The organism is Paenibacillus antarcticus, assembly GCF_001637225.1.
Taxonomy (GTDB): domain Bacteria; phylum Bacillota; class Bacilli; order Paenibacillales; family Paenibacillaceae; genus Paenibacillus_AQ; species Paenibacillus_AQ antarcticus.
In genome coordinates this window covers 16,007-41,911 of record NZ_LVJI01000003.1, presented here as the reverse complement: position 1 = coordinate 41,911, position 25,905 = coordinate 16,007, and the positions used below count along the sequence as shown (strand labels likewise).

Below are 25,905 nucleotides of genomic sequence, written 5' to 3'. Positions count from 1 at the left end.
GCAACATTTTCCAATAAACCTCGTCTAAAAGGTAAATGAAGGATAAACTGCTTACGAGGTAAGTTTTTCTTCGTAAAACTAAGTTAATGCATACGAAGTCAGTTTTACTTCGTAAAACTTTTAGGAGGCGAAGTTATGAAAAGTTGGGTAAAGACGACAGGAAGTATAATGATTGCAGGGGCATTAGCATTTGGGCTAACAGGGGTGAGTTCTTTGGGTAACACATCGAAAGTGTATGCGGATGAAGTACAACGTAATGTTATTAATGTTGTAGGTAAAGGTGAAATATCTATTACACCGGATATCGCTTATCTATCGATCGGTGTAACCTCACAGGCAGAGACGGCTCAAGCGGCACAGAAGGCAAACGCAGCTAAGATGCAGAAGCTGAATGATGTATTGAAGAAGACATGGAAAATTTCCGATAAAGATATCAAGAGTGCACAGTTCTATGTACAACCTAACTACACATATACGGAAAAAGAAGGACAAAAGGTTAAAGGCTATAATGCCATTCACTCCATTGAAGTAACCTATCGCGATCTTGCTAAGATTGGTCAATTACTTGATGCGGCATCGACTGCAGGCGCGAATAGCATTGAGAATGTTCGCTTCTCCATAGAGAATCGTGATCAGTTCGAAACGCAAGTGATTGAGAAAGCTATGGCGAATGCTAGTCTGAAAGCGGGTGCTATTGCAAAAGCTGCTAACCGACAACTAGGTGCAGTACTTGTTGTAAGCCAAGGCGATGCTAGTAACCCGATCGTATACGGACAAAATGAAATGTTAATGAGTGCGAAGGCTAGTATGGATTCTGCTAATTCAACTGCTATTGAAGCAGGAGAACTTAAAGTGTCTACGCAACTTAGTGTTCAATTCGAACTTAAATAACGCTTGAAACAAGATCGTTAAGCGCTTAAGAGTCACCATCCTCTGACAATCCTTTGTCGTGGAAAGGTGACTTTTTTGTGATAATAAGTTAGTATAGGTTTTTGTTCAAATATAAGAATGTATAAGTTGCACTTCATACGCTATTCCTTATATTTCAGCTAAAAAGGGTGCAATCTTTGAAAGTGGACGACTTGTATCTCAATCATTACTATATTGTGACGAAACTTGCCAGGTTACTTGTCGATGACAATAGAAAGATGTTGTACCTCAAGGCGAAAAACGTTATAGTGAATATGCGAAAATGCTACGAATTTTTGAAATCAAATGATTGAATAATAACAATAAAAGTAAGCCATACAGATGATATGGCTTTTTTAAAATGTAAGAGGTTATATATTCATGGAAACATGTACGGACATATGATAAAAAAGGGGATGGTACTTATGATTGAACTCGTTGATATCGAGAAGCAATTTCAAGGGCAAGTGGTGGTGAAACCATTGTCTATGCTTATTGAGGAGGGTGAATTTCTCACGTTGCTTGGACCAAGCGGATGTGGTAAGACGACCATTCTTCGTATGATTGCGGGTTTTGAACAACCGACTAGTGGGGATATTGTACTTGCTGGGAAAGTGGTTACAGAGAATCCTCCTAACGAAAGAGATTTGAACTTGGTATTTCAGCACTATGCTCTATTTCCGCATATGACGGTAGAAGAAAATATTGCGTTTGGACTTAAAATGAAAAAGATTCCGAAAGACCAACAAAAGCAGCGGATTGCAGAAGCAGTTGCCATGACGCAACTAACAGCTCTAACTTCTCGTTACCCTCATCAGCTCTCAGGAGGTCAGCAACAGAGAGTAGCTATTGCCCGGGCTATAGTGAATAAACCTAAAGTATTATTGCTTGATGAGCCACTTGGTGCGCTCGATTTACAACTACGCAAAAACTTACAAACCGAGTTGAAGCATCTTCAACGCACACTTGGTATTACATTCGTGTATGTAACACATGATCAAGAAGAAGCTATGATGATGTCTGATCGCATTGTTATTTTAAATAATGGACAAGTTGAGCAGATCGGAACCCCTAAAGAAATCTACTCATCCCCACGTACCCTGTTTGCTGCAACTTTTGTTGGTGAGAATAATATTTTCACTTCTCCCCAAGGTTTATTTGCCGTAAGACCTGAGAAACTACGCCCGCAACGAAGTGAAGAAGGTTCAATGAAATCAGGCATCATTCAAGATGTTCTGTATTTAGGGAATGTGCATAAATTAATGGTTGAACTTGATCAAGTGGGTGAGCAGAAAGCCATGACGGTAACCATCGTACTGGATTCGACAGATGAAGAATCTTGGCGAGTGGGTGAGCGAATTGGGGTGAACTGGAACCCTAAGGATGAGGTGGTGATCCAACCATGAATAAGTCTAAATGGTTCTTTACACCGGTACTCATATGGTTAGGATTATTTCTGATTGTACCTATGCTTATCGTCGTGGCGATGTCTTTTATGCAACGCGACACACTGGGTAATGTTGTCTATAGTTTCAGTTGGGAAGGCTATAAGACATTCTGGGATTCGCTTTATCTAGGGATCTACTGGGATACGATTGTGTTATCTATTACAACGACAGTGATATGTCTTGTGGTAAGTTACCCTTTAGCATACTACTTGGCGAATTCCTCTCCCCGAGTGCAGAATTGGGGTCTGATCCTGATTACAATTCCGTTCTGGATTAATTTCTTGATTCGGACTTATGCATGGGTATTGTTGCTCAGAACGCAGGGCGTGGTTAACAGTTTATTGATCCATTTCGGATGGATCGATGAACCCTTGCAAATGCTGTATACAAAGGGAGCTGTTTTGCTAGGAATGGTCTATAATTTCGTTCCTTTTATGGTGCTACCGCTATATGTAGCTATCGAGCAAATTGATCGACGTTTGTTAGATGCTGCAAGTGATCTAGGAGCTAGTCGTTGGAAGGCATTCTGGCATATTGCCCTGCCTCAGAGTAAAGCGGGTATTATGACCGGGTCTGTACTCGTATTTGTGTCTACTGCAGGAATGTTTGTTGTAACAGATATTCTAGGGGGATCTAAATCCTCTATGATTAGTAATATTATTCAAGCTCAGTTCCTGGGGGCACGCAATTGGCCTTTCGGTTCGGCTCTTTCGGTCATCTTTGTCCTGACTTCGCTCATACTGATTGTATTATTTAGCCGAGTGATGAAGTCTCGAAGCGATCGAACAAGAGAGGGGGGGAACGCATGAAGAAGAAAGGACATCCTCTTCTCGGTATTCATTCTGCGCTAATGATGATATTTATATATGTGCCGATTGTGCTTGTTATGGTGTATTCATTCAATAACACAAGACTAAGCGGAGATTGGAAAGGATTTACTTTAGATTGGTATGTTTCTTTACTGAAAGATCGTCACGTGATGGAAGCTTTAATGAACAGTCTCGTTATTGCAGTGGTATCCACCATTGCAGCTACCTTATTAGGGACAATCTCAGCGTTATCTATGCGGGATATCGCGAGGAAGTGGAGAGGTCCACTAAATGGGGTATTGTATATGCCAGTGATTATACCGGACATCATCATGGGATTGTCGTTGTTGGTATTGTTCAGTCAACTTCAGATTCCATTAGGAAAGTCCACCGTCATGATCGCCCATATCACATTTAGTATGTCTTATGTATATGTTGTCGTGAATGCCAGATTGGCAGGTATGGGCAGACAGCTTGAAGAAGCAGCTCAGGATCTGGGAGCTACGTATTGGCAGACGTTCCGGCATGTCACATTACCACAGATTACGCCTGGTATTATTTCGGGGGCGTTGATCGCCTTTACGCTTTCCCTTGATGATTTCATGGTTAGTTTCTTCGTGGCTGGACCTAGCTCGACGACGCTTCCAATCTATATTTATGGACAAGTGAAACGAGGCATCTCACCGGAAATCAATGCACTCTGTACACTGCTAATTCTCGTTAGCATCACGTTAATATTGTTAGCGCAATACGTATTGAACCGTGGTAAGGGTCAGAAGAAACATAAGATGTTGCCCTTTTAATGTCTAAAGTGTGAGAACGAATTTATCTTGAATGTTAGATGATCAAGCTGTGAGTGTCATGGCTTGTGAGTCTTTCAAATACAATGGTGTGACGAAAGAGAGGAGATACGTAACTGTGAAAAGAACTGGATTGTTAAGTATGCTAGGAGTAAGCGTGTTAGCCATTTCTCTGTTAGCTGGTTGTTCTTCTAAGGAGAAGTTGCATATTTACAGTTGGGCGGATAATTTCAATGAAACGGTAATATCAGATTTCGAGAAAGAGTTCAATGTGGACGTAACCTATGATATTTTTGCAAACAATGAGGACCTTTTAGCTAAAATTAAAGCTGGAGGCGGAGGTTATGATCTGATCCAACCTTCTGATTATATGGTGGAGACGATGATCAAGAACAATCTGCTTGAACCACTGGATAAGAATAATATCCCTAATTACACGAATATTGCGGATACATTCAAAGATCCAACGTTCGATCCAGGCAATAAATATTCCATTGTCTATACTTCTGGTGTAACCGGAATTGCATATAACAAGAAATACATTAAAGATCCAATTGATAGTTGGGAAGATCTTTGGAATCCAGCATACAAGGGCAAAGTATTGCTATTGGATGACAACCGTGAAATGATCGGCATGGCTCTTAAGAAGCATGGTTTCTCTAACAGTACGACTAATGAAACGGAAATTAAAACTGCCGTAGATGATCTGAAGAAATTGCTTCCGAGTGTGCTTGCTTTTGATACAGATACGATTAAACAAAAGATGATTCAAGAAGAAGGTTGGATTAGCACGGTATGGTCCGGAGATGCGGCGTATATTGTGAAAGATAACCCTGATATTGCCTATGTCGTGCCAAAAGAGGGCGCAACGATATTCTCTGATAACTATGCCATCCCTAAAGGGGCTAAGAACAAAGCGTTAGCAGAGAAATTTATTAATTATATGTTAGATCCTAAAGTAAGTGCAGCGAATTATGAAGCGATTGGATATAGTGATCCAAATACAAAGGCTATGGAGTTCCATAGCGAAACATACCGCAGCAATACAATGATTAATCTCTCTGCGGATGAGCTAAATCGCGTAGAGTGGTTAAGTGATGTAGGCGATAGCCTACAATTCTATGACCGTTACTGGACAGAATTGAAAAGCGGACGGGAATAATATCCTATTCGCCTAAATGCGAGTAAGGTAAGGGATATAGAGAAAGCAGTTCGAAGCTACAATCGTAGCTTTGGACTGCTTTTTTGCTATGTTAAATGGGAACTAGATTGCGTATACTCTGACGTGTTACTTGAAATAAACCAAACAATAAAATATAATGTTTATAAATAAAGCAAACAAAATTGAAGGGTGTCTATAATAATGACTCATTTATCTGATTTATTCTGGAACGCGAGTATAGAAGAAATGAAGCAAGGTTTCGTGTTCGATCAAGAGCACGAGGCTTATGAGTGCTTGGTCTGCGGTAAACGTTATGAGAAAGGCGTTATCTATCAGGATGAGGGTGTATTATACGAGGCTGAGAAGTATGTGCGTCGTCATATTGCGATTGAGCATACGTCGATGGTGGACTTTTTACTGGGACTTGATAAGAAATGGACTGGATTAACGGAGTTACAACGAACGTTACTGAACTATTTTCAAATGGGACTCAGTGATCAAGAGATCGTTAAAGAATTAGATGGCGGAAGTTCGTCTACCATTCGTAATCATCGGTTTACGTTACGGGAGAAGATGAAGCAAGCGAAGGTATTTCTGTCCATCATGGAACTTGTAGAGGAGCGGTCAAGTCATAAGAGCAAGTACATTCACATTCATGATTCCCCTTCTTTACTGGATGAACGGCATGCCATTACGGAGCAAGAGAATGAAGAGATTCTCAAGATCTATTTCAATCAAGGGTTAGATGGCCCGTTAAAAGAGTTCCCGAAGAAGGAGAAGCGTAGAATTGTTATTATGCGATATCTTACGAAATTATTTGACGTTCAAAAGCACTATTCGGAAAAAGAGGTCAATGAAATTCTGAAAGCACGCCTAGATGATTATGTCACATTAAGACGTTATTTGATCGAATATGGGTTTATGGATCGAGAAGCAGATGGCAGTCGCTATTGGGTGAAAAGTAAGGCGAAATAGAATGAACTAAAGTAAGTCTCATCTTTAGCTCAATCTATGTAAATAGAATGAACTAAAGTAAGTCACTTTCATCTTTAGTTCAATATGCAAATATCACATGAAGTTGAAGGAGTGAAGGACAATGGATCAACAAAGACGTAAACAGTTAGTAAACGAGTATCAACAGCTACCACGAAAGATAGGTGTGTTTCAGATTTGTAATTTGGTCAACGGTAAGGTTTGGATAGGAAGTAGCTTGAACTTACATGGAGCGCTGAACAAAGAGGTATTTATACTAAACATGGGGAATCATGATTGTGTACCCTTACAGAAGGAATGGAAGGAATATGGTGAACAACAGTTTAAGTTGGAAATACTGGAGCAACTGAAGCTAGAAGAAGGAGAATCTCTTATTGGGATGATCCCACTGAACGTACCTGTAAACCATCCAACGAATAAAAAACATCGAAAAGAACTAGTGGAGTTAGAGCAGAAGTGGCTAGATAAGTTGCAGCCTTATGGAGACAAAGGTTATCACATACACGCATAGTGCCTCTCTTGTGCTGATAACTAGCGACAATACTGTTACTCGGATGTTACCTTATTCATTTCCTATTTCGATATACTATGAATGGAATACCATTATTTAGTTGTCGGAGGGATTACTTAGAAATGAATAAGGTAATGAAATATAGTGCAACAGTGTTAGCAGCGGGTCTTATTGTAACAAGTATTGGATTTACAGGACAGACACCAGCCTTTGCAGCCGAATCACCGACTACGAAGAATACCGCACAACAGGCATCTGTACTGCTGAAATGGAAGGATAAGACGTTATCCCAAAAAGGGCTGATCAGTCAGGGGAATACATTGATTCCAGTTACTGTACTGAGAGATCAACTTGGACTAACGTTATCATATAATTCGGCAACGAGAACATATAGCCTTGGTACTGGATATAGACAGTTAAATATAGCTGTCACTGAGTATGGCATAGACACCAGAATTAATGGCTACTATGTAAATGAATACGAAGTGAAGAATATCGGAGGCAGGTTGTATGTCCCGTTTAAATTAATGAGCGAATATTTAGGGGTCCAAGGCGTGTGGAACCCATCTCTAAAGTCTTTGAGCATGACTCCGAGAGTGGAGAATGATGTAGTGATTACAGCAGAATCAGTAAATACGAAGACTAAGGATGCATCATTTCTTCTGGAGTACCCTGTTATCAGTGGGCTTGTGAGCACAGATGCGGAGAAAGAGATCAATTCGGTGCTAGAGAAGCTTAAGAATCAGTTCGTTGAAGCTTCAAATGAGCAGGCTGGGAACAGAGATGGCGCTGTTGAGCACCCTTATGAATTCCTGCAAAATTATCTCTTGACCTATAATCAGAATGGCTTGTTAAGTCTTGTAATGAATCAGTATAGTTACACAGGTGGAGCACACGGTATGAATAATCGCATAGGTTTAACTTTCTCATTGAAAGACGGAAAGTTACTTTCTCTCGAGGAACTTCTGAAAGAGAAGAATCCTACGTACAAAGTAACACTAGATAAATTCGTATTAAAGAGTCTTCAGGGATTCGAGGGTTATTATGGTGAATTTAAAGAACTTAATGCGAATGCTGACTATTATCTCAAAACAGATGGGCTAGCGTTGTTCTTCCAACAGTATGAATATGCACCTTATTCTTCAGGAAATCCGACCTTTGTTATTCCATATGATCAGGTATTACCTAAAGGGACGCATCTCTTCGAATAGTATTCTTTTTTGATTATCATAAATCTTGTTCTGCCGAATCTGGGGGAGCAAGGTTTTTTTGAAAATATGTTTATGTTTCGATGTCCACTGTTTGGGTAATACCATTAATTGGGTTGCAAAGAAGGGAGTGTTAATGTGAATAAAGTATTGAAATATAGCATTTCAGCAATGATGGCGGGGGTCCTACTAACAAGCTTTGGATATACAGGACAGGCTACAGTCTTTGCAGCACAAACGACGAAGAAAACGGTGGAACAGACATCTGTAATTTTGAAATGGAAGGGCAAGACGTTATCTCAAAAGGGATTGATCAGTCAGGGAAATACCCTCATACCTGTGACCGTATTAAGAGACCAGCTAGGGTTACCTTTATCTTATAATCCAGGAACCAGAACCTATAGCCTTGGCAGCGGATATAAACAGTTAAATATGGATGTATCTGAATATGGAGTAAATGCAAACGTTAATAACTATTATATTTACGATTATGAAGTGAAGAATATTGGCGGGAAAATCTACATCCCATTTAAACTGTTAAGTGACTATTTGGGAATACAAGGGGTATGGAATCCATCGCTGAGGTCGTTAAGTATTACACCGAGAGTCGAGAATGACATTAAAATTGTAACGGAGTTATTAGAAACAAAGACGAAAGATACATTGTTCCTGATGCGTTATCCTACCGTTAGTGGGTTAGGGGATAAAGAGGTGGAGAAGAACATCAACGCTGTGTTAGAGAAACACAAGACTCAGTTTATAGAAGACTCGAAAGAACAGGAGAAGAAGAGAGATAGTTCTGTCGATTACATGTACCAAGCTTTTCAGAATTTTGTCGTAACCTACAATGAGAATGACATGTTAAGTCTGGCCATAGATCAGTACAGCTATACTGGTGGAGCTCACGATAGTACCATTCGAACAGGATTTACTTTTTCTTTGAAGGATGGGAAGGTATTTACATTAGAGGACCTATTGAAAGAGAAAAGTCCCAATTACAAAGTGGAGTTAGACAAACTCGTAGCGAAGGATCTAAAAGATATCAATGGTTATTATGGGACATTCAAAGGACTTAATGCTGACGCTGAGTACGTTATCAAACCAGATGGGCTAGCGGTATTCTTCCAACAATATGAATACACACCATTCGCTGCAGGCATTCCAACGTTCTTGATCCCATATAACCAGGTATTATCGAAAGGGACTAGCCTTTTCAAATAAGATTTTTTGTGAAAAAATAAAAAAATCCTCCTCCTACTAATCTAGGGGGAAGATTTTTTGAAAAGTACTTATTGTTTATCTAAAGCTAACGGTCTCTCAATCACTTTGTCGATAATACCATAAGTCGCAGCATCTGCTGCACTCATAAAGTAATCACGATCAGTGTCCTTCTCAATACGCTCAAGCGGTTGTCCTGTACGTTCGGACAATATTTTGTTCAACTTATCACGCATTTTGAGAATACGACGCGCACGAATCTCGATATCCGATGCTTGACCTTGTGCACCGCCCAAAGGTTGGTGAATCATGATCTCGCTGTTTGGTAGAGCGAAGCGTTTACCAATAGCACCTGCGTTCAATAAGAATGCACCCATTGAAGCAGCCATACCTACACAGATGGTGGATACATCTGGTTTAATATATTGCATCGTATCGAATATCGCCATTCCGGCTGTAATCGATCCACCAGGACTGTTTACATATAAGGAGATATCCTTCTCCGGATCTTCAGCAGCTAGGAATAACAATTGTGCGATGATGGAATTGGCAACGACATCATTAACATCAGAGCCCAAGAAAATGATGCGATCTTTCAAAAGTCTAGAATAGATGTCATATGCGCGTTCGCCGCGGTTGCTTTGTTCAACGACCATAGGAATGAAACCCACGTTGAAAACCTCCCTTTAATAGCTATATTATAACCTTTATTATACATACGATTACCGTATTTACCACATGATAAACATTTTAAATCAAAAAGTCAAAGAAAGTCAAACTCAAGACAAAAAAAAGAGCCGTGATTGGCTTTTGATGGTTTGGTTAATAATATAGTAGTTAGCTATTGTGAAATATAAATGGTGCGCCCGCGAGGAATTGAACCTCGATCTCAGGCTTCGGAGGCCTACGTCATATCCATTTGACCACGGGCGCAAAATCAATAGCAAGAATTATTATATGATATCTATGGCAGAATAGCAAGGGATATCAATGTCCACCTTCTATATGTAGGGTTATGAATCAAGTGTGGCATGGGTGGACGAGCCATGATGTATAAGAAAATAACTCGTTGTAAAATATACTCATGGAACACTTGCAACAGGAGCAAATATTGAGTAGAATGGTAGTGGGACATAAAAAGTTCTTATGGGACATTTTAAGGCCATTGAGAATATAGCAGGAGTGGAGAGCGTGCGAAATTTATTGGAAATACAAAAGCAGCTTCTACCTGATCTCATGGAAATACTCAAGACAAGGTATAGCATTCTTCACCGCATCATGTTGTGTGATATGATCGGTCGCAGAACACTTGCTGTATCGCTCCATATGACGGAACGCGTGTTGCGTGCCGAGACGGACCTGTTGAAATCACAAGGATTGATTGAGATTGAGAGCAAGGGTATGCGAATAAGTGATGCAGGTAGGAAATTGCTTGAGTCGCTTGAACCCATCGCTAAGAATCTATTCGGACTCGCTGATTTGGAAGAGAAAATTCGTCAAGCGTATGGACTGCGTAAAGTAGTGATTGTGCCTGGTGATTCAGAAGTATCAGCGTTATCCAAGCGAGAGCTGGGGCGTGCAGGAGCGAAAGCACTGCTTAGCGTCATGGGTAATGAGGATATAATCGCGGTTACAGGAGGTTCTACACTTGCTGCAGTGGCTGAGCAATTGACTCAACCGTCATCAGCTCACGTTAAACGGACCTGGTTCGTTCCTGCCCGCGGAGGGCTAGGAGAGAGCATGGAGTTCCAAGCGAACACCATTGCCTCAACGATGGCTAAGAGTGTAGGCGCCCAATATCGATTATTACATCTACCTGACTTACTCAGCGAAGATGCTTATCAATCACTTGTCCAAGATGTTAACATTCAGGAAATTGTGCAGATTATCAGACAGTCGCGAATCATCGTGCACGGTATTGGTGATGCCATGGAAATGACACGTCGCAGAAAGCTTGATTCAGCTACTGTTGAGGCGATTAGGACAGATGGTGCTATCGCAGAGTCCTTTGGGTATTATTTCAATGACGAAGGTGCTATGGTTCATAAGATGATGATTCTAGGTCTTCGACTGGAGGATATCAAGAAGACTGAAATTGTGATCGGAATTGCAGGCGGTAAGAGTAAAGCCAGAGCAATACACGCCGTTCTCAAGTTTGGTCAGGAAGATATACTCGTTACAGATGAAGCTGCCGCCCTGGAAATTGAGAGAGAGATGGAAGAAAAGGCTCTCACAACTTAGAATAATGATGATTTATTACATTGTTGTCTCGACAGGCTTAATAACCCGTCTTGAATAAATAAAAACGAATTCTGGGAGGAACTATTAAATGACTATTAAAGTTGGTATTAATGGATTTGGACGTATTGGTCGCCTTGCATTTCGCCGTATTCAAGCTGTGGAAGGTATCGAAGTAGTTGCTATTAATGACTTGACAGACGCTAAAATGTTAGCTCATCTTTTAAAATATGATACAACGCAAGGTCGCTTTGATGGTGACGTTGAAGTACATGACGGATTCTTCAAAGTTAACGGAAAAGAAGTTAAGGTTCTAGCTAACCGTAACCCTGAAGAATTGCCTTGGGGAGAGCTTGGTGTAGAAATCGTTCTTGAATGTACTGGATTCTTCGTATCTCAAGAAGCAGCTGAGAAGCATTTGAAAGGCGGCGCTAAAAAAGTCGTTATCTCTGCTCCAGCTACTGGCGATGTTAAGACTATCGTATATAACGTTAACCATGACATTCTTGATGGTACTGAAACAGTTATTTCTGGTGCTTCTTGCACAACGAACTGCCTTGCACCAATGGCTAAAACGTTGCAAGATCAATTCGGAATTGTTTCCGGTTTGATGACTACAATTCACGCTTACACTGGTGACCAAAACACATTGGATGCTCCACACAACAAAGGTGACTTCCGTCGTGCTCGTGCAGCAGCTGAGAACATCATCCCTAACACTACTGGTGCTGCTAAAGCAATCGGCCTAGTTATCCCTGAACTTAAAGGTAAATTGGATGGTGCAGCTCAACGTGTTCCAGTTGCAACTGGTTCATTGACTGAATTGATCACTGTTCTTGACAAAAAAGTAACTGTTGATGAAGTTAATGCAGCTATGAAAGCAGCTTCTGATTCCGAAACTTACGGATACACAGAAGACGAAATCGTTTCTTCTGACATTAAAGGAATTACATTCGGTTCCTTGTTTGATGCAACTCAAACAAAAGTATTGACTGTTGGAGACCAACAATTGGTTAAGACTGTAGCTTGGTATGACAATGAAATGTCCTACACAGCACAACTTGTTCGTACGTTGGAGCACTTCGCAAAATTGGTTAAGTAATACAGCCAAAGGTAGCAAATTTAAAGAGCGGAAACGGGTAATATGGTTTCCGCTCTTTCTACAATAATGAAATAAAATCACAAATTTTAAATACATGCGCTGTATAACGCTTCCGCTCTACTTGGCGTTAAGTCGTAGTTGTTTTGAAATGTTATTCCTTGGATTCCAATCGATAAAAATATAATGGGTGTGGGGGAACGTGGAGATGAATAAAAAGAGTGTACGTGATGTAGAAGTTAATGGGTTGAGAGTATTTGTTCGTGTCGATTTTAATGTGCCGCTCGAAGATGGTAAAATTACCGATGATACACGTATTCGTGAAACGCTACCAACGATTAACTACTTGGTAGAACGCGGAGCTAAGGTTATTTTGGCAAGTCATATGGGACGTCCAAAGGGAGAAGTCGTAGAATCTATGCGCTTGACTCCTGCTGCTGAGCGTTTGTCTGAATTGCTTGGTAAGAAGGTTATCAAAGCGGATGAAGCTGTAGGCGAAGCTGTTAAGGCTCAAATTGCTGAAATGACTAATGGTGACGTATTGTTGCTTGAGAACGTGCGGTTCTATCCTGGAGAAGAGAAGAATGACACTGAACTAGCGAAACAATTTGCTGAATTAGCAGACTTGTTCGTGAACGACGCTTTCGGCGCCGCTCACCGTGCTCATGCTTCTACTGAAGGCATCGCTCACATTTTACCGGCGGTATCCGGACTGTTGATGGAAAAAGAATTGTCCGTGCTTGGTAAAGCATTCTCCACACCTGAACGTCCTTTCACTGCAATCGTTGGGGGATCTAAGGTTAAAGATAAAATTGACGTGATCAATAACTTGCTCAATCTTGCTGATAATGTTCTTATCGGTGGCGGATTGGCTTACACGTTCTTTAAAGCACAAGGGCATGAGATTGGTCTATCCCTATGTGATGATTCTAAGCTTGAGACTGCGCTAGGATTCATCGCGAAAGCGAAAGAACTAGGTAAGAACTTTATGCTTCCAGTCGACATCGTTATTGCTGACGACTTCAGTGCGGATGCAAATGTTCAAATCGTTGACATTGATAGCATCCCAGTAGGTTGGGAAGGCGTGGACATCGGACCAAAAACACGCGCTTTGTATGCTGAAGTTATCAAAAACTCCAAATTGGTTGTATGGAATGGACCTATGGGCGTATTTGAATTGGAGCCGTTCGCGAATGGTACACGTCAAGTAGCACAGGCTTGTGCTGATACAGACGCTTACACGATTATTGGTGGTGGAGATTCTGCTGCAGCTGCTGAGAAATTCCATCTTGCTGACAAGATGAATCACATCTCTACAGGTGGCGGAGCTTCTCTTGAATTTATGGAGGGTAAGGCCCTTCCTGGTGTTGAAGCATTGAACGATAAATAAATCCTCATTGTTCATTTATGAATGGCGGGTGATTCGATCGCGTACGTACGACGAGGTTGGATCATTCGTCAAATATATATGTAAAGAGGCTAAAAGGAGTGGATAGCATGAGAACACCTATCATTGCAGGTAACTGGAAAATGTTCAAAACGGTTCCAGAAGCTAAATCGTTTATTGAAGAAATTAAAGGTAAAGCAGAAGTAGCAGGTGTAGAGAGCGTGATCTGTGCTCCTTTCACGAATCTTCCAGCATTGGTTGAAGCCGTTAAAGGAACTGCTATTAAAGTCGGTGCACAAAACTTACATTTCGAAGATGATGGCGCTTATACAGGTGAAATCAGCGGAATTATGTTGAAAGATCTAGGCGTAGACTATGTCATCATTGGTCACTCCGAACGTCGTGCCTATTTTGCTGAATCCGATGAAATCGTAAATAAGAAAGCACATGCTGCTTTCAAACACGGTATTACGCCTATCATCTGTGTTGGTGAGAAGCTAGAAGAACGTGAAGCTGACCAGACTAAGGCTGTATGTAAAGTACAGACTGAAGGTGCTTTGAAAGGTTTGAGTGCTGAACAAGTGGCTCAAACTGTTATTGCTTATGAACCTATCTGGGCTATCGGTACAGGTAAATCTTCTACAGCACAAGATGCTAATGAAGTCATTTCCTATATTCGTGAACTTGTAAAAGGTTTGTATGGAGAGAGCGTTTCTGACGCTGTTCGCATCCAATATGGCGGTAGTGTGAAGCCTGAGAATGTGGTAGAATATATGGGCCAAAGCGACATTGATGGCGCATTAGTCGGCGGTGCTAGCTTGCAACCAACTTCATTCGTACAGCTTGTTGAGGGGGCGAAGTAAGATGCCAGCACCAAGACCGGTAGCCTTAATCATTATGGATGGTTTCGGGCTGCGTAATACGCAAGAAGGAAACGCTGTGGCACAAGCAAAGAAACCTAACTATGATCGGTTGATGAGCCAATATCCTAATTCAACACTCATTGCCTGTGGCGAAGAGGTTGGATTGCCTGTAGGACAGATGGGGAACTCAGAGGTGGGTCATCTTAATATTGGTGCAGGCCGTATCGTCTATCAGGACTTGACTCGCATTTCTAAATCCATCCGTGATGGTGAATTCTATGAGAATCCGACCTTGGTTGAAGCTGTACGCTCTGCCAAGAATAACAATAAGAAGTTCCATATCTATGGTCTTCTTTCGGATGGCGGAGTACACAGCCACATAGAACACGTATTTGCGATGTTGGATTTGGCGAAGAAGGAAGGCTTGGATGAAGTATATATTCATGCCTTCCTAGATGGTCGTGACGTTTCTCCTGACTCAGGCAAGCATTTCGTTGAACAATTGAATGCTAAGATTGAGGAAGTTGGGATTGGTACGATTGCAACGGTACAAGGTCGATATTATGCTATGGACCGTGACAAACGTTGGGAACGGGTTGAGAAATCATACCGTGCTATCGTTTATGGAGATGGACCGCAGTATACTGATCCTCTTCAAGCCGTGACAGAGTCATACACGAAGTCAGTCTTCGATGAATTTGTAGAACCTACCGTGATTGTTAATGAGCAAGGGAACCCTGTGGGTACAGTTGAGAGTGGAGATTCTGTTGTATTCTTGAACTTCCGTCCAGACCGTGCCATTCAATTGTCTCAAGTATTCACGAATAAGGACTTCCGCGGTTTCGATCGTGGAGATAAATTCCCAGAGAACTTACACTTTGTATGTCTGACGATGTTTAGTGAAACGGTTGAAGGGTACGTTGCGTATGAACCGAAGAACCTGGATAACACACTCGGGGAAGTATTGGTACAGAACAACAAGAAACAACTACGTATTGCCGAGACAGAGAAATATCCACATGTCACCTTCTTTTTCAGTGGTGGACGTGATACGGAACTGCCAGGTGAGACTCGTATTCTCATAAATTCACCTAAAGTAGCTACATATGATCTGCAACCAGAGATGAGTGCATATGAAGTGGCTGATGCATGTGTGAAAGAGATCGAGGCGGAGAACCACGATGCTATTATTCTTAACTTTGCTAACCCTGATATGGTTGGACACTCAGGTATGCTTGAGCCAACGATCAAGGCAGTTGAAGTGACGGATGAGTGTATGGGTAGAGTTGTAGATGCTGTCATTGCTAAAGGCGGGGTAGCGATTATTATGGCTGACCACGGTAACGCTGATATGGTATTTGATGAGCAAGGACGCCCATTTACTGCGCATACTACGAATCCAGTACCGTTCATTCTAACAGCATCCGATGTTGTGTTGCGTGACGGAGGTATTCTGGCAGATGTTGCACCAACGATCCTAGATCTGATGAATTTGCCACAACCTGCTGAAATGACTGGATTATCCATGATTGCTAGTCGTAAATAAAGATATAATAAGGTTTCATAAATATTGTACAAAAAAGGAGATTAAATACATGACTATTATTTCTGACGTGTACGCTCGCGAAGTCCTAGATTCTCGCGGTAACCCAACAGTTGAGGTTGAAGTTTATTTGGAATCAGGCGGTCTTGGCCGTGCAATCGTTCCTTCCGGTGCTTCCACTGGAGCTCATGAAGCTGTAGAACTTCGTGATGGCGACAAATCCCGTTACCTTGGTAAAGGTGTATTGCAAGCTGTTAAGAACGTAAACGATATCATTGCTCCTGAAGTTATTGGTATGGATGCATTGGATCAAGTAGGCATCGACAAATTGATGATTACCCTAGACGGAACACACAACAAAGGTAAATTGGGCGCTAACGCAATTCTAGCTGTATCCATGGCTGTAGCTCGCGCTGCTGCTGACGCTTTGGATCTACCATTGTACGTATACCTTGGTGGATTCAACGCTAAAGTTCTTCCAGTACCAATGATGAACATCATCAACGGTGGTGAGCATGCTGACAACAACATCGATGTTCAAGAGTTCATGGTTCTTCCTGTAGGAGCTCCAAGCTTCAAAGAGGCTCTTCGTATTGGTGCAGAAATCTTCCACAACTTGAAATCTGTATTGAGTTCCAAAGGTCTAAATACAGCTGTAGGTGACGAAGGTGGTTTCGCGCCGAACCTTGGTTCGAATGAAGAAGCAATCACTACAATCATCGAAGCTATCGAAAAAGCTGGTTACAAACCAGGCGTTGACGTATTCCTAGGTATGGATGTTGCTTCTACTGAGTTCTATAAAGATGGTAAATACACACTTGCTGGCGAAGGTAAATCTTACACTTCCGCTGAGTATGTTGACCTTCTTGCTTCATGGGTTGAAAAGTACCCTATCATTACAATCGAAGACGGTATGTCCGAAGACGACTGGGATGGTTGGAAATTGCTTACTGAGAAATTGGGCGACAAAGTTCAATTGGTTGGTGACGACTTGTTCGTTACAAACACAGAACGTCTTGCTACAGGTATCGAAAAAGGCATCGGTAACTCCATCTTGGTTAAAGTTAACCAAATCGGTACACTTACTGAAACTTTCGACGCAATCGAAATGGCTAAACGCGCTGGTTACACAGCTGTTATCTCTCACCGTTCAGGTGAATCAGAAGATAGCACAATCGCTGACATCGCTGTTGCAACAAATGCAGGTCAGATCAAAACAGGTGCTCCTTCACGTACAGACCGTGTTGCTAAATACAACCAATTGCTTCGCATTGAAGATCAATTGGGTGAATTGGCTCAATACAGCGGCATGAAGGCGTTCTATAACTTAAAGAAATAATTTTAACATAGATAAAAGCCAGTTCGGGTGTACACCGACTGGCTTTTTGTGTTATTAGGATCGTTTTACTTGAGTGGATCCAGTGTCGAACAGACAATCTTGTCAAATATAGGTTGGATGTGATACAATAAGAATGCTGTTTTCCGTAAATAATGAACAATTTTCTTCTTGGAATCCAAGAGAATGTTCGACACGTCTAGGAGGTGGAATGAATGGAACTCTTTTTACAAGTATTGCTCGTCATTTTCTCCATTGGTTTGATCACGGTGGTTCTTTTACAAAAAGGGAAAAGTGCAGGTCTTTCCGGCGCCATCTCCGGCGGTGCTGAACATCTTTTTGGTAAAAGTAAAGCTCGCGGTATGGACTTAGTCCTTCAACGTGTAACAGTTGCTTTAGCTGCAGGATTCTTTATCCTTGCTATCGCTGTAGCTGTTGTTAGCTAATGAAAATTTCTTGAAACCTTCGCTCTTACATATCCTATGTGGAGTGAAGGTTTTTTTGTTAAGTAAAATAATATTTCGTCTGATATATTCCCCTCCAATTTGCTGAAGTGCGAATGGGATGTATCCGATTGAAATCGTGTATACTAGGGTAAGGGTATAGTAAAGAAATAATTGGTAAACAACTAAATCATAAAGAACTAATATGAAGCAAAGGATACATAAGAGCTTGCAGTACACAAAGGCAAGTTATCTGAGGTGATAAGATGATAACAGAACAAGAGATACTTGATTTCATGCGGGAAACCGCTTATAAACCGATGACTTACCAGGAGCTAGAACAGCATTTTGGTATTGATAAGGCGCAGGACTTCAAAGAATTCGTGAAGTTACTGAATGCCATTGAACAGGATGGAAAAATAATTCTAACTCGTACGAATCGTTATGGCGTACCTGAGCGAATGGATCTTATACGTGGTCGTGTACAAGCACATGCGAAAGGTTTCGGATTCCTTATTCCTGATGATCGGGAACATCCAGACGTATATATCAATGCAAATGATCTAAAGAGTGCTATGAATGGCGATATTGTTCTTGTCAAAGTGACCTCTAAGAGTGCTGCCGGAGGTAAATTAGAAGGCGAAGTCATCCGCGTTGTGAAACGGGCTGTTACGCAAATCGTGGGTATATTCCAGAATAACGAAGCGTATGGTTTTGTGTTACCGGATGATAAGCGGATTAACCGAGATATTTTTATACCTAAAAATGCATTTAATGGCGCAGTTGATGGTGAGAAGGTCGTTGTTCGCATTGTGAATTATCCCGAAGGTCGTTCGGCTGCAGAAGGTGAAGTAGCAGAAGTCCTTGGTCACAAGGATGATCCGGGTGTAGATATTATATCGATTATTCGTAAGCACCAATTGCCAGAGGGTTTCCCTGAAGAAGTCACTGCGGAAGCAGAACAAGCACCGGATTCCATTACGGATGAAGAGATTGTTCAACAGGGTCGACGTGACTTGCGTGACAAAATCATTGTAACGATTGATGGCGAAGATGCGAAGGATCTCGATGATGCCGTAAATGTGGAGCTTCTACCGAATGGTCATTATCTTCTTGGCGTACATATAGCCGATGTTGGTTACTATGTGCCAGAAGGTTCTGAATTAGATAAGGAAGCTTATAATCGTGGATGTAGCGTCTATCTGGTCGATCGGGTTATTCCGATGTTGCCACACCGTCTTTCCAATGGGATCTGTAGCCTTAACCCACAGGTGGACAGGCTCACCTTATCATGCGAAATGGAATTTGACGAGAATATGAAAGTGGTTAATCACGATGTGTTCACGAGTGTGATCAGAACCAAAGAACGCATGACGTATACGAATGTACGCAAAATTCTAGAGGATGAAGATCCTGAAGTTATGGAGCGTTACAGTGATTTGGTTGATAATTTCCGTCAGATGAAGGATTTAGCTTTGAAACTTCGTGGCAATCGGATGCGCCGAGGTGCTGTAGATTTTGACTTCCCTGAGTCCAAAGTTGTAATCGATGACAAAGGCAAGCCGATTGATATTGTCAAAAGAGAGCGTTCTATCGCGGAGCAAATGATCGAGGAGTTCATGCTTGCGGCTAATGAGACTGTAGCGGAACATTTCCATTGGTTGAAGGTTCCATTCATATATCGTATCCATGAGAACCCAGATCCTGAGAGACTACAGAACTTCTTAGCATTTGCTGAGAACTTTGGATATCATGTCAAAGGTCGCGGGAACTCCATTCATCCAAGAGCACTGCAAGGGTTGCTTGAAGATATCCAAGGAACCAAAGAACAGAAGGTAATCAGTACGATGATGCTTCGTTCGATGAAGCAAGCGAAGTATGATGCAGGCACGTCGGGTCATTTCGGTTTGGCGGCTGAGTTCTATTCACACTTTACATCACCGATTCGTCGTTATCCTGACCTTGCGATTCACCGTGTTATTCGTGAAGTGATCGAGAGCAAGGGCGTATTGACAGAGAAACGTCAGGAATACCTAGCTTCACGTATGCCAGATGTCGCTCAACAATCTTCTGAACGTGAGCGTGTTGCTGTAGAAGCAGAACGAGATACAGATCAGCTTAAGAAGGCTGAGTATATGTTGGATAAGGTTGGAGAAGAATTCGATGGAATGATCAGCAGTGTGACCAACTTCGGCATGTTCATTGAGTTAGAGAATTCAGTTGAAGGTCTCATTCGTTTGAGCGCGTTGACAGATGATTATTATCATTTCGATGAGAAGGTCATGTCATTAATCGGTGAGCGTACGTCTAAAGTATTCCGCATTGGTGATGATTTGAGAGTTCGTCTCGCTCGTGTGAACATGGACGATCATACAATTGATTTCGAATTATTAGATATGAAGCCACGTGCTGACGGTGGTCGGGGTGATCGTGGAGGTCGTCCTCAAGGGGCAAGTGGTGGATTTGGCAGAGGCCCAGCACGCGGTGGTAAGAGCGGTGGAACTCGTGGTGGTAAGGCGGCCGGTGGGAAAATTGGTTCAAACAGCGGAGGCGCAAAGGCGCCTGGTGCAAATGGTGGAGGTAAGAAGAAAGCGATGAATACGGGGAATAGTACAATAGTTAATGCTGTGTCTACAGATGCAGGAAGTAAGCCATCTGAAGGCAGAAGCGCTAGAGGTAAGAGTAAATCCGGCGGTTTCAACAAACGTAAAGGTAATAAAGACGTTGTGTTTAAACCAGTAGCCGACAATGGTGTAGGTGCTACTGCTACAACCGAAGGTGTGAAATCCGCAACTCCGAGTGAGAGTACGAAACCAGCTAGTCGTGGGGGCTCATCAGCTCCAAGACGTGATGGTGGTAACAAGGACAAAGGTGCAGGACGTGGCAAACGCGATCGTGGACCAGGTGCTCCAGCAGGTCGTTATGATGCTCTACAGACATCACGTGGCCCTGGGTTCGCCTTTGGTTCAGGCAAGGGTGGATACGGTGCAGCAGCGAGTAGCGAACCTACACGTAACGATAGCCAGTCATCGAGTGGTAACGCTCGTAAATCTTCTGGTCGCGGCGGAATCTTTCTAGGTGGGGATGCTACACCAGGCAATAATGCGGGTGGAAACGATTCTCAGAAACGTCCATCCAGAGAAGACAATAGTAATAAGATGACTGGAACTCCAAGTGAAGAGAAGTAGAATTCCTTTCGAAGCGTAGAGCTAAAGAAGGCTTGTCTCATCTTGATTTTGAAGGATGCAGTTGATACAATGGATTTCTGGTACATTCCTCTTTCTACTCGAGGATATGTTTACTGGAATCCATTTTTTATAATGATCTAAGGGGTTGAGGACATGGGTAAGAACAATAGTGACGGGAAAGTCTTGGCCCAGAACAAGAAAGCTTCCCATGATTATTTCATAGAAGAAACGTATGAAGCTGGAATGGTCTTAACGGGAACAGAGATTAAGTCGTTACGTAATGGTAGATCAAATATTGGTGATGCATTTGCAACGATTCGTAATGGTGAAATCAACATTCATAATATGCACATTAGTCCTTTTGAACAAGGCAATCGTAGCAATCCAATCGATCCAACGAGAACGCGTAAACTACTCATGCACAAGGCGCAAATCAAGAAATTGGTAGGGCTATTGAAGCAAGAAGGTTACACTGTCGTTCCGCTTAAGATCTATATTAAGAATGGCTATGCGAAGCTGCTCATTGGTCTAGGTCGAGGGAAGAAACAATACGACAAACGTGATACAGCTGCTAAGCGCGATGCACAGCGTGATATCCAACGTGCGCTTCGTGAGAAACAGAAGATTGCTAGGTAAATGAATGAGTGCATTCTTATAGATGTGTAAGCCTCTAAAAGCCATCAATGGCAATCATAACCTACATTTCCTTGAACAAAGTATCATAGTGTAGTGGAAATGTGATATACTAAGTTATACGAGATCAATTGATCTTGTTGAATGATTACCTTCTAGTTGTCCTTTTTCATGGAGGAAAAGGATGCTGAATAGAACATCATGTCTTGGCTACTCAAGATTCTATCCTAGAAGCCCTTTATATTAAGGGGGCGTTTATGGATTCGACGGGGATAGTTTGAGCATGAGTAGCGGGTAGTGGGGCCGCGTCCACTTTATCAACGCTAAAGCCTATTAAATGGCAAAACACAAAACAACTACGCATTAGCAGCTTAATAACCTGTTAGCGTGCTCCTACCTAGCATCGTCCATGTGACTAGACTAGGGGCTAACAAATAGTGGAATACGCTGTCTCATCTCCGCCTGGGGTGAGCTGAAGAAGATAATCAGGCTGACCCAACGTATAGCCGGTTACGGGGCGATACTCGGGTGACATCAAAACTGTGACTACACCCGTAGAATCTTATGTGTCGATATTTTCGGACAGGGGTTCGACTCCCCTCGCCTCCATACTTGTAGTACCAAAAACGGACACCCATGGGTGTCCGTTTTTGCATATTGTCTTTACAAGAAAGTTCTGATATTTCTGGGTTTGTATTATTTTAATTTAATTGGAATACAGCAGGCGCTTAGAGGCTCAAATCTCTGGAGTCATGTGCTTCCACATATTGCAAAAACACATGATTCAGTTCGTCAAAACAGACAAACCGTTCGGCACGATAGATCTCCTCGCCTGCATAGAAGATCAGAACTGTTGGTGCTGAGAAGGGAAGAAAAATTTGGATGTGATCTCTGGCGCGTCCTCCATGAGGGTTATTGATGTAATGGGATCAGGAATTCTAACCGAATTTCGGCGATGCTTACACTTATGCTATAATTTAATAAAGAGCTTCTGTACTTTTACGAAAAATTGGATAAAGGGTGTATTGATCAACCATGTATGAGAATCAGACTTCTATGCACCACAAGCTGTTTATTATCGGCGCAGGTGCTGCAGGACTAATGGCCGCCGTTACTGCGCAGGATCAGGGTATCGATACTGCCATTCTGGAGAGCAACGACCGGATTGGAAAGAAGATATTAATGACAGGTGATGGCCGCTGTAACATTACGAATGAATCCACTGCGACGGGTACAGATGAAGCGGTCGCTTTATCACGTAAGTATCACAGCAATCAGACTGGATTTCCAATTACGGTACTGCAGCAATTTGGCATCCGTCAAACCATCGATTACTTCTCTATGCTTGGGCTTCCGCTTACAAGATTGAAGGATGGCTTCATGTATCCAATGTCGCTGCAGGCAGCATCGGTGCTGGATATTTTTGAACTTGCGCTGGAAGATCGGAATGTTCCGGTATACCTCAAGAACAAAGTGTTGGATGTTACCGTTTCGACGAATCATCCGCGCTTCACGATAAAATGTCAAACGGAGACAGAGGAGCGGGTTGAGCAGGTTGTTTATACCAGCGAATACCTGTTTCTATGTGCGGGTGGACTTGCTGGTCCGAATGCGGACAAAGATAGTCCTAGTTATACGCTTGCCGAACGGCTGGGACACACCCTGGTCGAGCCTGTGCCGGCTATTGTGCAATTGAAGCTGCACTATCCGCATATGAAGGCACTATCGAATATCAAGCTTCAGGGACAGGCCCATATCATCGTAAATGGTAAAGTCATCCGCAGTGAAAAGGGTGAAATTGCTTTCACGGATTATGGCATAGCAGGCCCGCTAAGTCTCCAGCTAAGTAGGAAGGCTGCGTATCATCTTGCGAAAGGGGAATCTGTGAGTGTATCGGTTGATTTGATGCCGGGCCGCACGGAGGAAGAGTTAGTTGAGTTTTTGGAAATGCACTGGGCAACCTTCGGACATCGGACTGTTGCGGATTCTCTACTGGGCATCTTCAATAAGAAGTTGGTTCCAGTCTTGCTGAAGGAGGCAGGCATCGATCAGCAGCCGGACTTGCTTTGTCAGGATCTTTCGAGGAAAACCAAAAAAATATTTTGTGGAATATTGAAGCGTTGGGAATTTAAAGTGATCGATACCAAAGGCTTCGAGAACGCGCAAGTAACAGCCGGCGGCATTGATACGACTGAGCTAATTGAGGGGACGCTGGAATCCAAGCTAGTACCTGGGCTTTATTTGGCTGGCGAGGTGATGGATGTGGACGGGGATTTCGGTGGGTATAACTTACAATGGGCATGGAGTTCCGGTTATGCGGCCGCGATGGCGCTTGCTAAGCAAATGTAATGAATTCATAGGAAAAGGGATGCATCGATCAAAATGTATGAAGATCAGAATTCTAAGCACCACGAGCTGTTAATTATCGGTGCAGGCGCTGCAGGTATGATGGCTGCTCTTACTGCACGGGACCAAGGTATTGATACTGCAATTATTGAAAGCAATGACCGGATGGGGAAGAAGATATTAACGACGGGCAATGGGCGTTGCAACATTACGAACGAATCCACTGCGACGGGTGAGGATGAAGCGGTCGCTTTATCGCACAAGTATCATAGCAATCAGGCTGGATTTCCATTGCCTGTTCTACAGCAATTTGGTGTGCGCCAGACGATCGACTTTTTCTCCTCGCTCGGGCTTCCTCTTATACCCTTAGAGGATGGTCGGATGTATCCCATGTCGTTGCAAGCCGCATCCGTGCCGGGTGTTTTTCGCCTTGCTCTGGAGGATCGGAATGTTCCGATATATTTTAAGAATAAAGTGTTGGATGTTATCGTCTCGACGGAACATCCGCGTTTCACGATTAAATGTCAAATGGAGACAGAGGAGCAGGTTGTTTATACTAGCGAATACCTATTTCTATGTGCGGGTGGGCTTACTGCTCCGAAGACCGGAACGGATGGATCAGGTTATACGCTTGTCCAACGTCTGGGACACACGCTTATCGATCCTGTGCCGGGCATTGTGCAATTGAAGTTAGACTATCCTCATTTGAAGGAACTGTCCGGTATTAAATTCGAGGGACATGCCCATATTATCGTAAACAATGAAGTCATCCGCACTGAATATGGCGAAATTCTTTTTACGGACTATGGCATCTCTGGCCCGCCAATACTCCAGCTAAGCAGGAAGGCTGCGTATAATCTCGGTAGAGGAGAATCTGTGACATTATCGGTTGAATTGATGCCTAGCCGCACGGAGGAAGAGATAGTTGAGTTTCTGGAAACGCACTGGGGGATCTTCGGACACCGAACTGTTGCGGATTCCCTTATCGGAATCATAAACAAGAAGCTGATACCTGTCCTGCTGAAAGAGGCAGGAATTGATCAACAGCTTCACCTGCTTTGTCAGGATCTATCGTGGAAAACCAAGAAAATATTTTATAGAATCATGAAGCGTTGGGAATTTAAAGTGACCGATACCAATAGCTTCACGAACGCGCAAACAACAGCCGGTGGCATCGATACGACTGAGCTAATCGAAGGAACGTTGGAATCTAAGTTAGTACCTGGGCTCTATTTGGCTGGCGAGGTAATGGATGTAGATGGAGATTGCGGTGGTTATAACCTGCAATGGGCCTGGAGCTCCGGCTATGCCGCCGCGATGGCGCTTGGTGATCGACGACGTGCAGGCACCACGTAAGGGGATAGATGGTTGCTGACTCCTGGCATGTTGAGGTGGAATATTTGCATGCATTGAACACGCTCCGGCGAATTGTGCTTTTGCACAGCCACGGTTCGCCTCCATATGGAACACACAGAAAAGACATCCGAGAGGGTGTCTTTTTATATTACTTGGTTAATTAAATAGATGAAAATAACAATAATAGGGCTCGACTTCCCTTGACTCCACCACATGAACACCATCCGCATGAGGATGGTGTTTTTGTAATGAGAATGGTTGAACGAGAACAAAAATATTAACTAGATAAGGGGATGTGAGAGTGAAATCTAGCAACGCCGACACCCGTTGAAGAACCGAATACAATAACGTTTTGTAGTTATAGAATTTGGAGCATATAACTAGCAGAGCATTCAGTATACTCTCAGCCAGCATT

At 42.6% G+C, this 25,905-nt stretch carries 21 protein-coding genes, 1 tRNA gene and 1 other RNA gene; 21 read left to right on the top strand and 2 right to left on the bottom strand.

Going from position 1 to position 25,905, the window contains the following annotated elements; translation table 11 throughout:
* Nucleotides 1-135 precede the first annotated feature (135 nt).
* The 9 genes from PBAT_RS04215 (at nucleotide 136) to PBAT_RS04175 (ending at nucleotide 9,061) form a co-directional block, all read left to right on the top strand.
* Nucleotides 136-891 carry an SIMPL domain-containing protein gene (locus PBAT_RS04215; RefSeq protein WP_068646908.1) on the top strand — a complete coding sequence of 252 codons (756 nt, stop codon included), beginning with the start codon at nucleotides 136-138 and terminating at the stop codon, nucleotides 889-891.
* A 443-nt stretch (nucleotides 892-1,334) separates the two neighbouring features.
* On the top strand, nucleotides 1,335-2,315 hold the full coding sequence (locus PBAT_RS04210; protein ID WP_068646906.1) for an ABC transporter ATP-binding protein: 981 nt from the start codon (nucleotides 1,335-1,337) through the stop codon (nucleotides 2,313-2,315).
* Entirely contained in the window at nucleotides 2,312-3,166 is an 855-nt protein-coding gene (locus tag PBAT_RS04205; RefSeq protein WP_068646905.1) for an ABC transporter permease, read from the top strand. Before PBAT_RS04210 ends, PBAT_RS04205 begins: the two co-directional genes overlap by 4 nt.
* Entirely contained in the window at nucleotides 3,163-3,969 is an 807-nt protein-coding gene (locus PBAT_RS04200; RefSeq protein ID WP_068646902.1) for an ABC transporter permease, read from the top strand. Before PBAT_RS04205 ends, PBAT_RS04200 begins: the two co-directional genes overlap by 4 nt.
* 139 nt (nucleotides 3,970-4,108) lie before the next feature.
* Complete coding sequence (locus tag PBAT_RS04195; RefSeq protein WP_068646966.1) at nucleotides 4,109-5,128, top strand: polyamine ABC transporter substrate-binding protein; 1,020 nt, start codon at nucleotides 4,109-4,111, stop codon at nucleotides 5,126-5,128.
* A gap of 201 nt (nucleotides 5,129-5,329) precedes the next feature.
* Entirely contained in the window at nucleotides 5,330-6,103 is a 774-nt protein-coding gene (locus tag PBAT_RS04190; RefSeq protein WP_068646901.1) for a DUF2087 domain-containing protein, read from the top strand.
* A 121-nt stretch (nucleotides 6,104-6,224) separates the two neighbouring features.
* Entirely contained in the window at nucleotides 6,225-6,632 is a 408-nt protein-coding gene (locus PBAT_RS04185) for a GIY-YIG nuclease family protein (RefSeq protein WP_068646899.1), read from the top strand.
* 122 nt (nucleotides 6,633-6,754) lie between these two features.
* Complete coding sequence (locus PBAT_RS04180) at nucleotides 6,755-7,843, top strand: PdaC/SigV domain-containing protein (protein WP_068646897.1); 1,089 nt, start codon at nucleotides 6,755-6,757, stop codon at nucleotides 7,841-7,843.
* Between the two features lie 135 nt (nucleotides 7,844-7,978).
* A complete protein-coding gene (locus PBAT_RS04175; RefSeq protein WP_084402826.1) occupies nucleotides 7,979-9,061 on the top strand; it encodes a PdaC/SigV domain-containing protein in 1,083 nt (360 codons plus the stop codon).
* A 68-nt stretch (nucleotides 9,062-9,129) separates the two neighbouring features.
* On the opposite strand, the gene clpP is transcribed toward PBAT_RS04175, so the two are convergent.
* Together clpP and PBAT_RS04165 are read right to left on the bottom strand one after the other, a co-directional pair.
* Complete coding sequence (gene clpP / locus PBAT_RS04170; RefSeq protein WP_068646895.1) at nucleotides 9,130-9,729, bottom strand: ATP-dependent Clp endopeptidase proteolytic subunit ClpP; 600 nt, start codon at nucleotides 9,727-9,729, stop codon at nucleotides 9,130-9,132.
* Between the two features lie 187 nt (nucleotides 9,730-9,916).
* Nucleotides 9,917-9,991: transfer RNA gene (locus PBAT_RS04165), tRNA-Arg, on the bottom strand.
* A 258-nt stretch (nucleotides 9,992-10,249) separates the two neighbouring features.
* On the opposite strand from PBAT_RS04165, the gene PBAT_RS04160 reads away from it, so the two are divergent.
* The 12 genes from PBAT_RS04160 (at nucleotide 10,250) to PBAT_RS04105 (ending at nucleotide 25,490) form a co-directional block, all read left to right on the top strand.
* Complete coding sequence (locus PBAT_RS04160; protein WP_068646894.1) at nucleotides 10,250-11,299, top strand: sugar-binding transcriptional regulator; 1,050 nt, start codon at nucleotides 10,250-10,252, stop codon at nucleotides 11,297-11,299.
* Nucleotides 11,300-11,387: 88 nt separating this feature from the next.
* Entirely contained in the window at nucleotides 11,388-12,398 is a 1,011-nt protein-coding gene (gap, locus tag PBAT_RS04155) for a type I glyceraldehyde-3-phosphate dehydrogenase (RefSeq protein ID WP_068646892.1), read from the top strand.
* 205 nt (nucleotides 12,399-12,603) lie between these two features.
* Nucleotides 12,604-13,785, top strand: coding sequence for a phosphoglycerate kinase (locus tag PBAT_RS04150; protein WP_068646890.1), 1,182 nt, complete (start codon nucleotides 12,604-12,606; stop codon nucleotides 13,783-13,785).
* A 107-nt stretch (nucleotides 13,786-13,892) separates the two neighbouring features.
* Entirely contained in the window at nucleotides 13,893-14,645 is a 753-nt protein-coding gene (gene tpiA / locus PBAT_RS04145) for a triose-phosphate isomerase (protein ID WP_068646888.1), read from the top strand.
* 1 nt (nucleotide 14,646) lies between these two features.
* Nucleotides 14,647-16,191 (top strand): 2,3-bisphosphoglycerate-independent phosphoglycerate mutase, encoded by a 1,545-nt coding sequence (gpmI, locus tag PBAT_RS04140; RefSeq protein ID WP_068646886.1) that lies wholly within the window; start codon nucleotides 14,647-14,649, stop codon nucleotides 16,189-16,191.
* A gap of 49 nt (nucleotides 16,192-16,240) precedes the next feature.
* Nucleotides 16,241-17,527 (top strand): phosphopyruvate hydratase, encoded by a 1,287-nt coding sequence (gene eno, locus PBAT_RS04135; RefSeq protein ID WP_068646884.1) that lies wholly within the window; start codon nucleotides 16,241-16,243, stop codon nucleotides 17,525-17,527.
* 212 nt (nucleotides 17,528-17,739) lie between these two features.
* Complete coding sequence (gene secG / locus PBAT_RS04130) at nucleotides 17,740-17,970, top strand: preprotein translocase subunit SecG (protein WP_068533328.1); 231 nt, start codon at nucleotides 17,740-17,742, stop codon at nucleotides 17,968-17,970.
* Between the two features lie 263 nt (nucleotides 17,971-18,233).
* Nucleotides 18,234-21,155, top strand: a complete 2,922-nt coding sequence (gene rnr / locus PBAT_RS04125; protein ID WP_068646882.1) for a ribonuclease R — start codon at nucleotides 18,234-18,236, stop codon at nucleotides 21,153-21,155.
* Nucleotides 21,156-21,308: 153 nt separating this feature from the next.
* The gene (smpB, locus tag PBAT_RS04120) at nucleotides 21,309-21,791 is read left to right on the top strand and encodes an SsrA-binding protein SmpB (protein ID WP_068533330.1); all 483 of its coding nucleotides are present in this window, start codon (nucleotides 21,309-21,311) and stop codon (nucleotides 21,789-21,791) included.
* Nucleotides 21,792-22,035: 244 nt separating this feature from the next.
* Nucleotides 22,036-22,400: a transfer-messenger RNA gene (gene ssrA, locus PBAT_RS04115) on the top strand.
* Between the two features lie 423 nt (nucleotides 22,401-22,823).
* Nucleotides 22,824-24,137, top strand: a complete 1,314-nt coding sequence (locus tag PBAT_RS04110; protein WP_084402825.1) for an aminoacetone oxidase family FAD-binding enzyme — start codon at nucleotides 22,824-22,826, stop codon at nucleotides 24,135-24,137.
* Nucleotides 24,138-24,170: 33 nt separating this feature from the next.
* The gene (locus PBAT_RS04105; protein ID WP_068646880.1) at nucleotides 24,171-25,490 is read left to right on the top strand and encodes a BaiN/RdsA family NAD(P)/FAD-dependent oxidoreductase; all 1,320 of its coding nucleotides are present in this window, start codon (nucleotides 24,171-24,173) and stop codon (nucleotides 25,488-25,490) included.
* The last annotated feature ends 415 nt before the right edge of the window (nucleotides 25,491-25,905 follow it).

What these genes read in the sequence shown, in the direction of transcription:
- PBAT_RS04190 (WP_068646901.1), top strand. Translation starts at nt 5,330, where the DNA reads ATGACTCATTTATCTGATTTATTCTGGAACGCGAGTATAGAAGAAATG.
- PBAT_RS04180 (WP_068646897.1), top strand. Translation starts at nt 6,755, where the DNA reads ATGAATAAGGTAATGAAATATAGTGCAACAGTGTTAGCAGCGGGTCTT.
- PBAT_RS04185 (WP_068646899.1), top strand. Translation starts at nt 6,225, where the DNA reads ATGGATCAACAAAGACGTAAACAGTTAGTAAACGAGTATCAACAGCTA.
- PBAT_RS04205 (WP_068646905.1), top strand. Translation starts at nt 2,312, where the DNA reads ATGAATAAGTCTAAATGGTTCTTTACACCGGTACTCATATGGTTAGGA.
- PBAT_RS04210 (WP_068646906.1), top strand. Translation starts at nt 1,335, where the DNA reads ATGATTGAACTCGTTGATATCGAGAAGCAATTTCAAGGGCAAGTGGTG.
- gap (WP_068646892.1), top strand. Translation starts at nt 11,388, where the DNA reads ATGACTATTAAAGTTGGTATTAATGGATTTGGACGTATTGGTCGCCTT.
- PBAT_RS04195 (WP_068646966.1), top strand. Translation starts at nt 4,109, where the DNA reads ATGCTAGGAGTAAGCGTGTTAGCCATTTCTCTGTTAGCTGGTTGTTCT.
- tpiA (WP_068646888.1), top strand. Translation starts at nt 13,893, where the DNA reads ATGAGAACACCTATCATTGCAGGTAACTGGAAAATGTTCAAAACGGTT.
- PBAT_RS04200 (WP_068646902.1), top strand. Translation starts at nt 3,163, where the DNA reads ATGAAGAAGAAAGGACATCCTCTTCTCGGTATTCATTCTGCGCTAATG.
- PBAT_RS04215 (WP_068646908.1), top strand. Translation starts at nt 136, where the DNA reads ATGAAAAGTTGGGTAAAGACGACAGGAAGTATAATGATTGCAGGGGCA.
- eno (WP_068646884.1), top strand. Translation starts at nt 16,241, where the DNA reads ATGACTATTATTTCTGACGTGTACGCTCGCGAAGTCCTAGATTCTCGC.
- PBAT_RS04105 (WP_068646880.1), top strand. Translation starts at nt 24,171, where the DNA reads ATGTATGAAGATCAGAATTCTAAGCACCACGAGCTGTTAATTATCGGT.
- PBAT_RS04150 (WP_068646890.1), top strand. Translation starts at nt 12,604, where the DNA reads ATGAATAAAAAGAGTGTACGTGATGTAGAAGTTAATGGGTTGAGAGTA.
- PBAT_RS04110 (WP_084402825.1), top strand. Translation starts at nt 22,824, where the DNA reads ATGTATGAGAATCAGACTTCTATGCACCACAAGCTGTTTATTATCGGC.
- gpmI (WP_068646886.1), top strand. Translation starts at nt 14,647, where the DNA reads ATGCCAGCACCAAGACCGGTAGCCTTAATCATTATGGATGGTTTCGGG.
- smpB (WP_068533330.1), top strand. Translation starts at nt 21,309, where the DNA reads ATGGGTAAGAACAATAGTGACGGGAAAGTCTTGGCCCAGAACAAGAAA.
- rnr (WP_068646882.1), top strand. Translation starts at nt 18,234, where the DNA reads ATGATAACAGAACAAGAGATACTTGATTTCATGCGGGAAACCGCTTAT.
- secG (WP_068533328.1), top strand. Translation starts at nt 17,740, where the DNA reads ATGGAACTCTTTTTACAAGTATTGCTCGTCATTTTCTCCATTGGTTTG.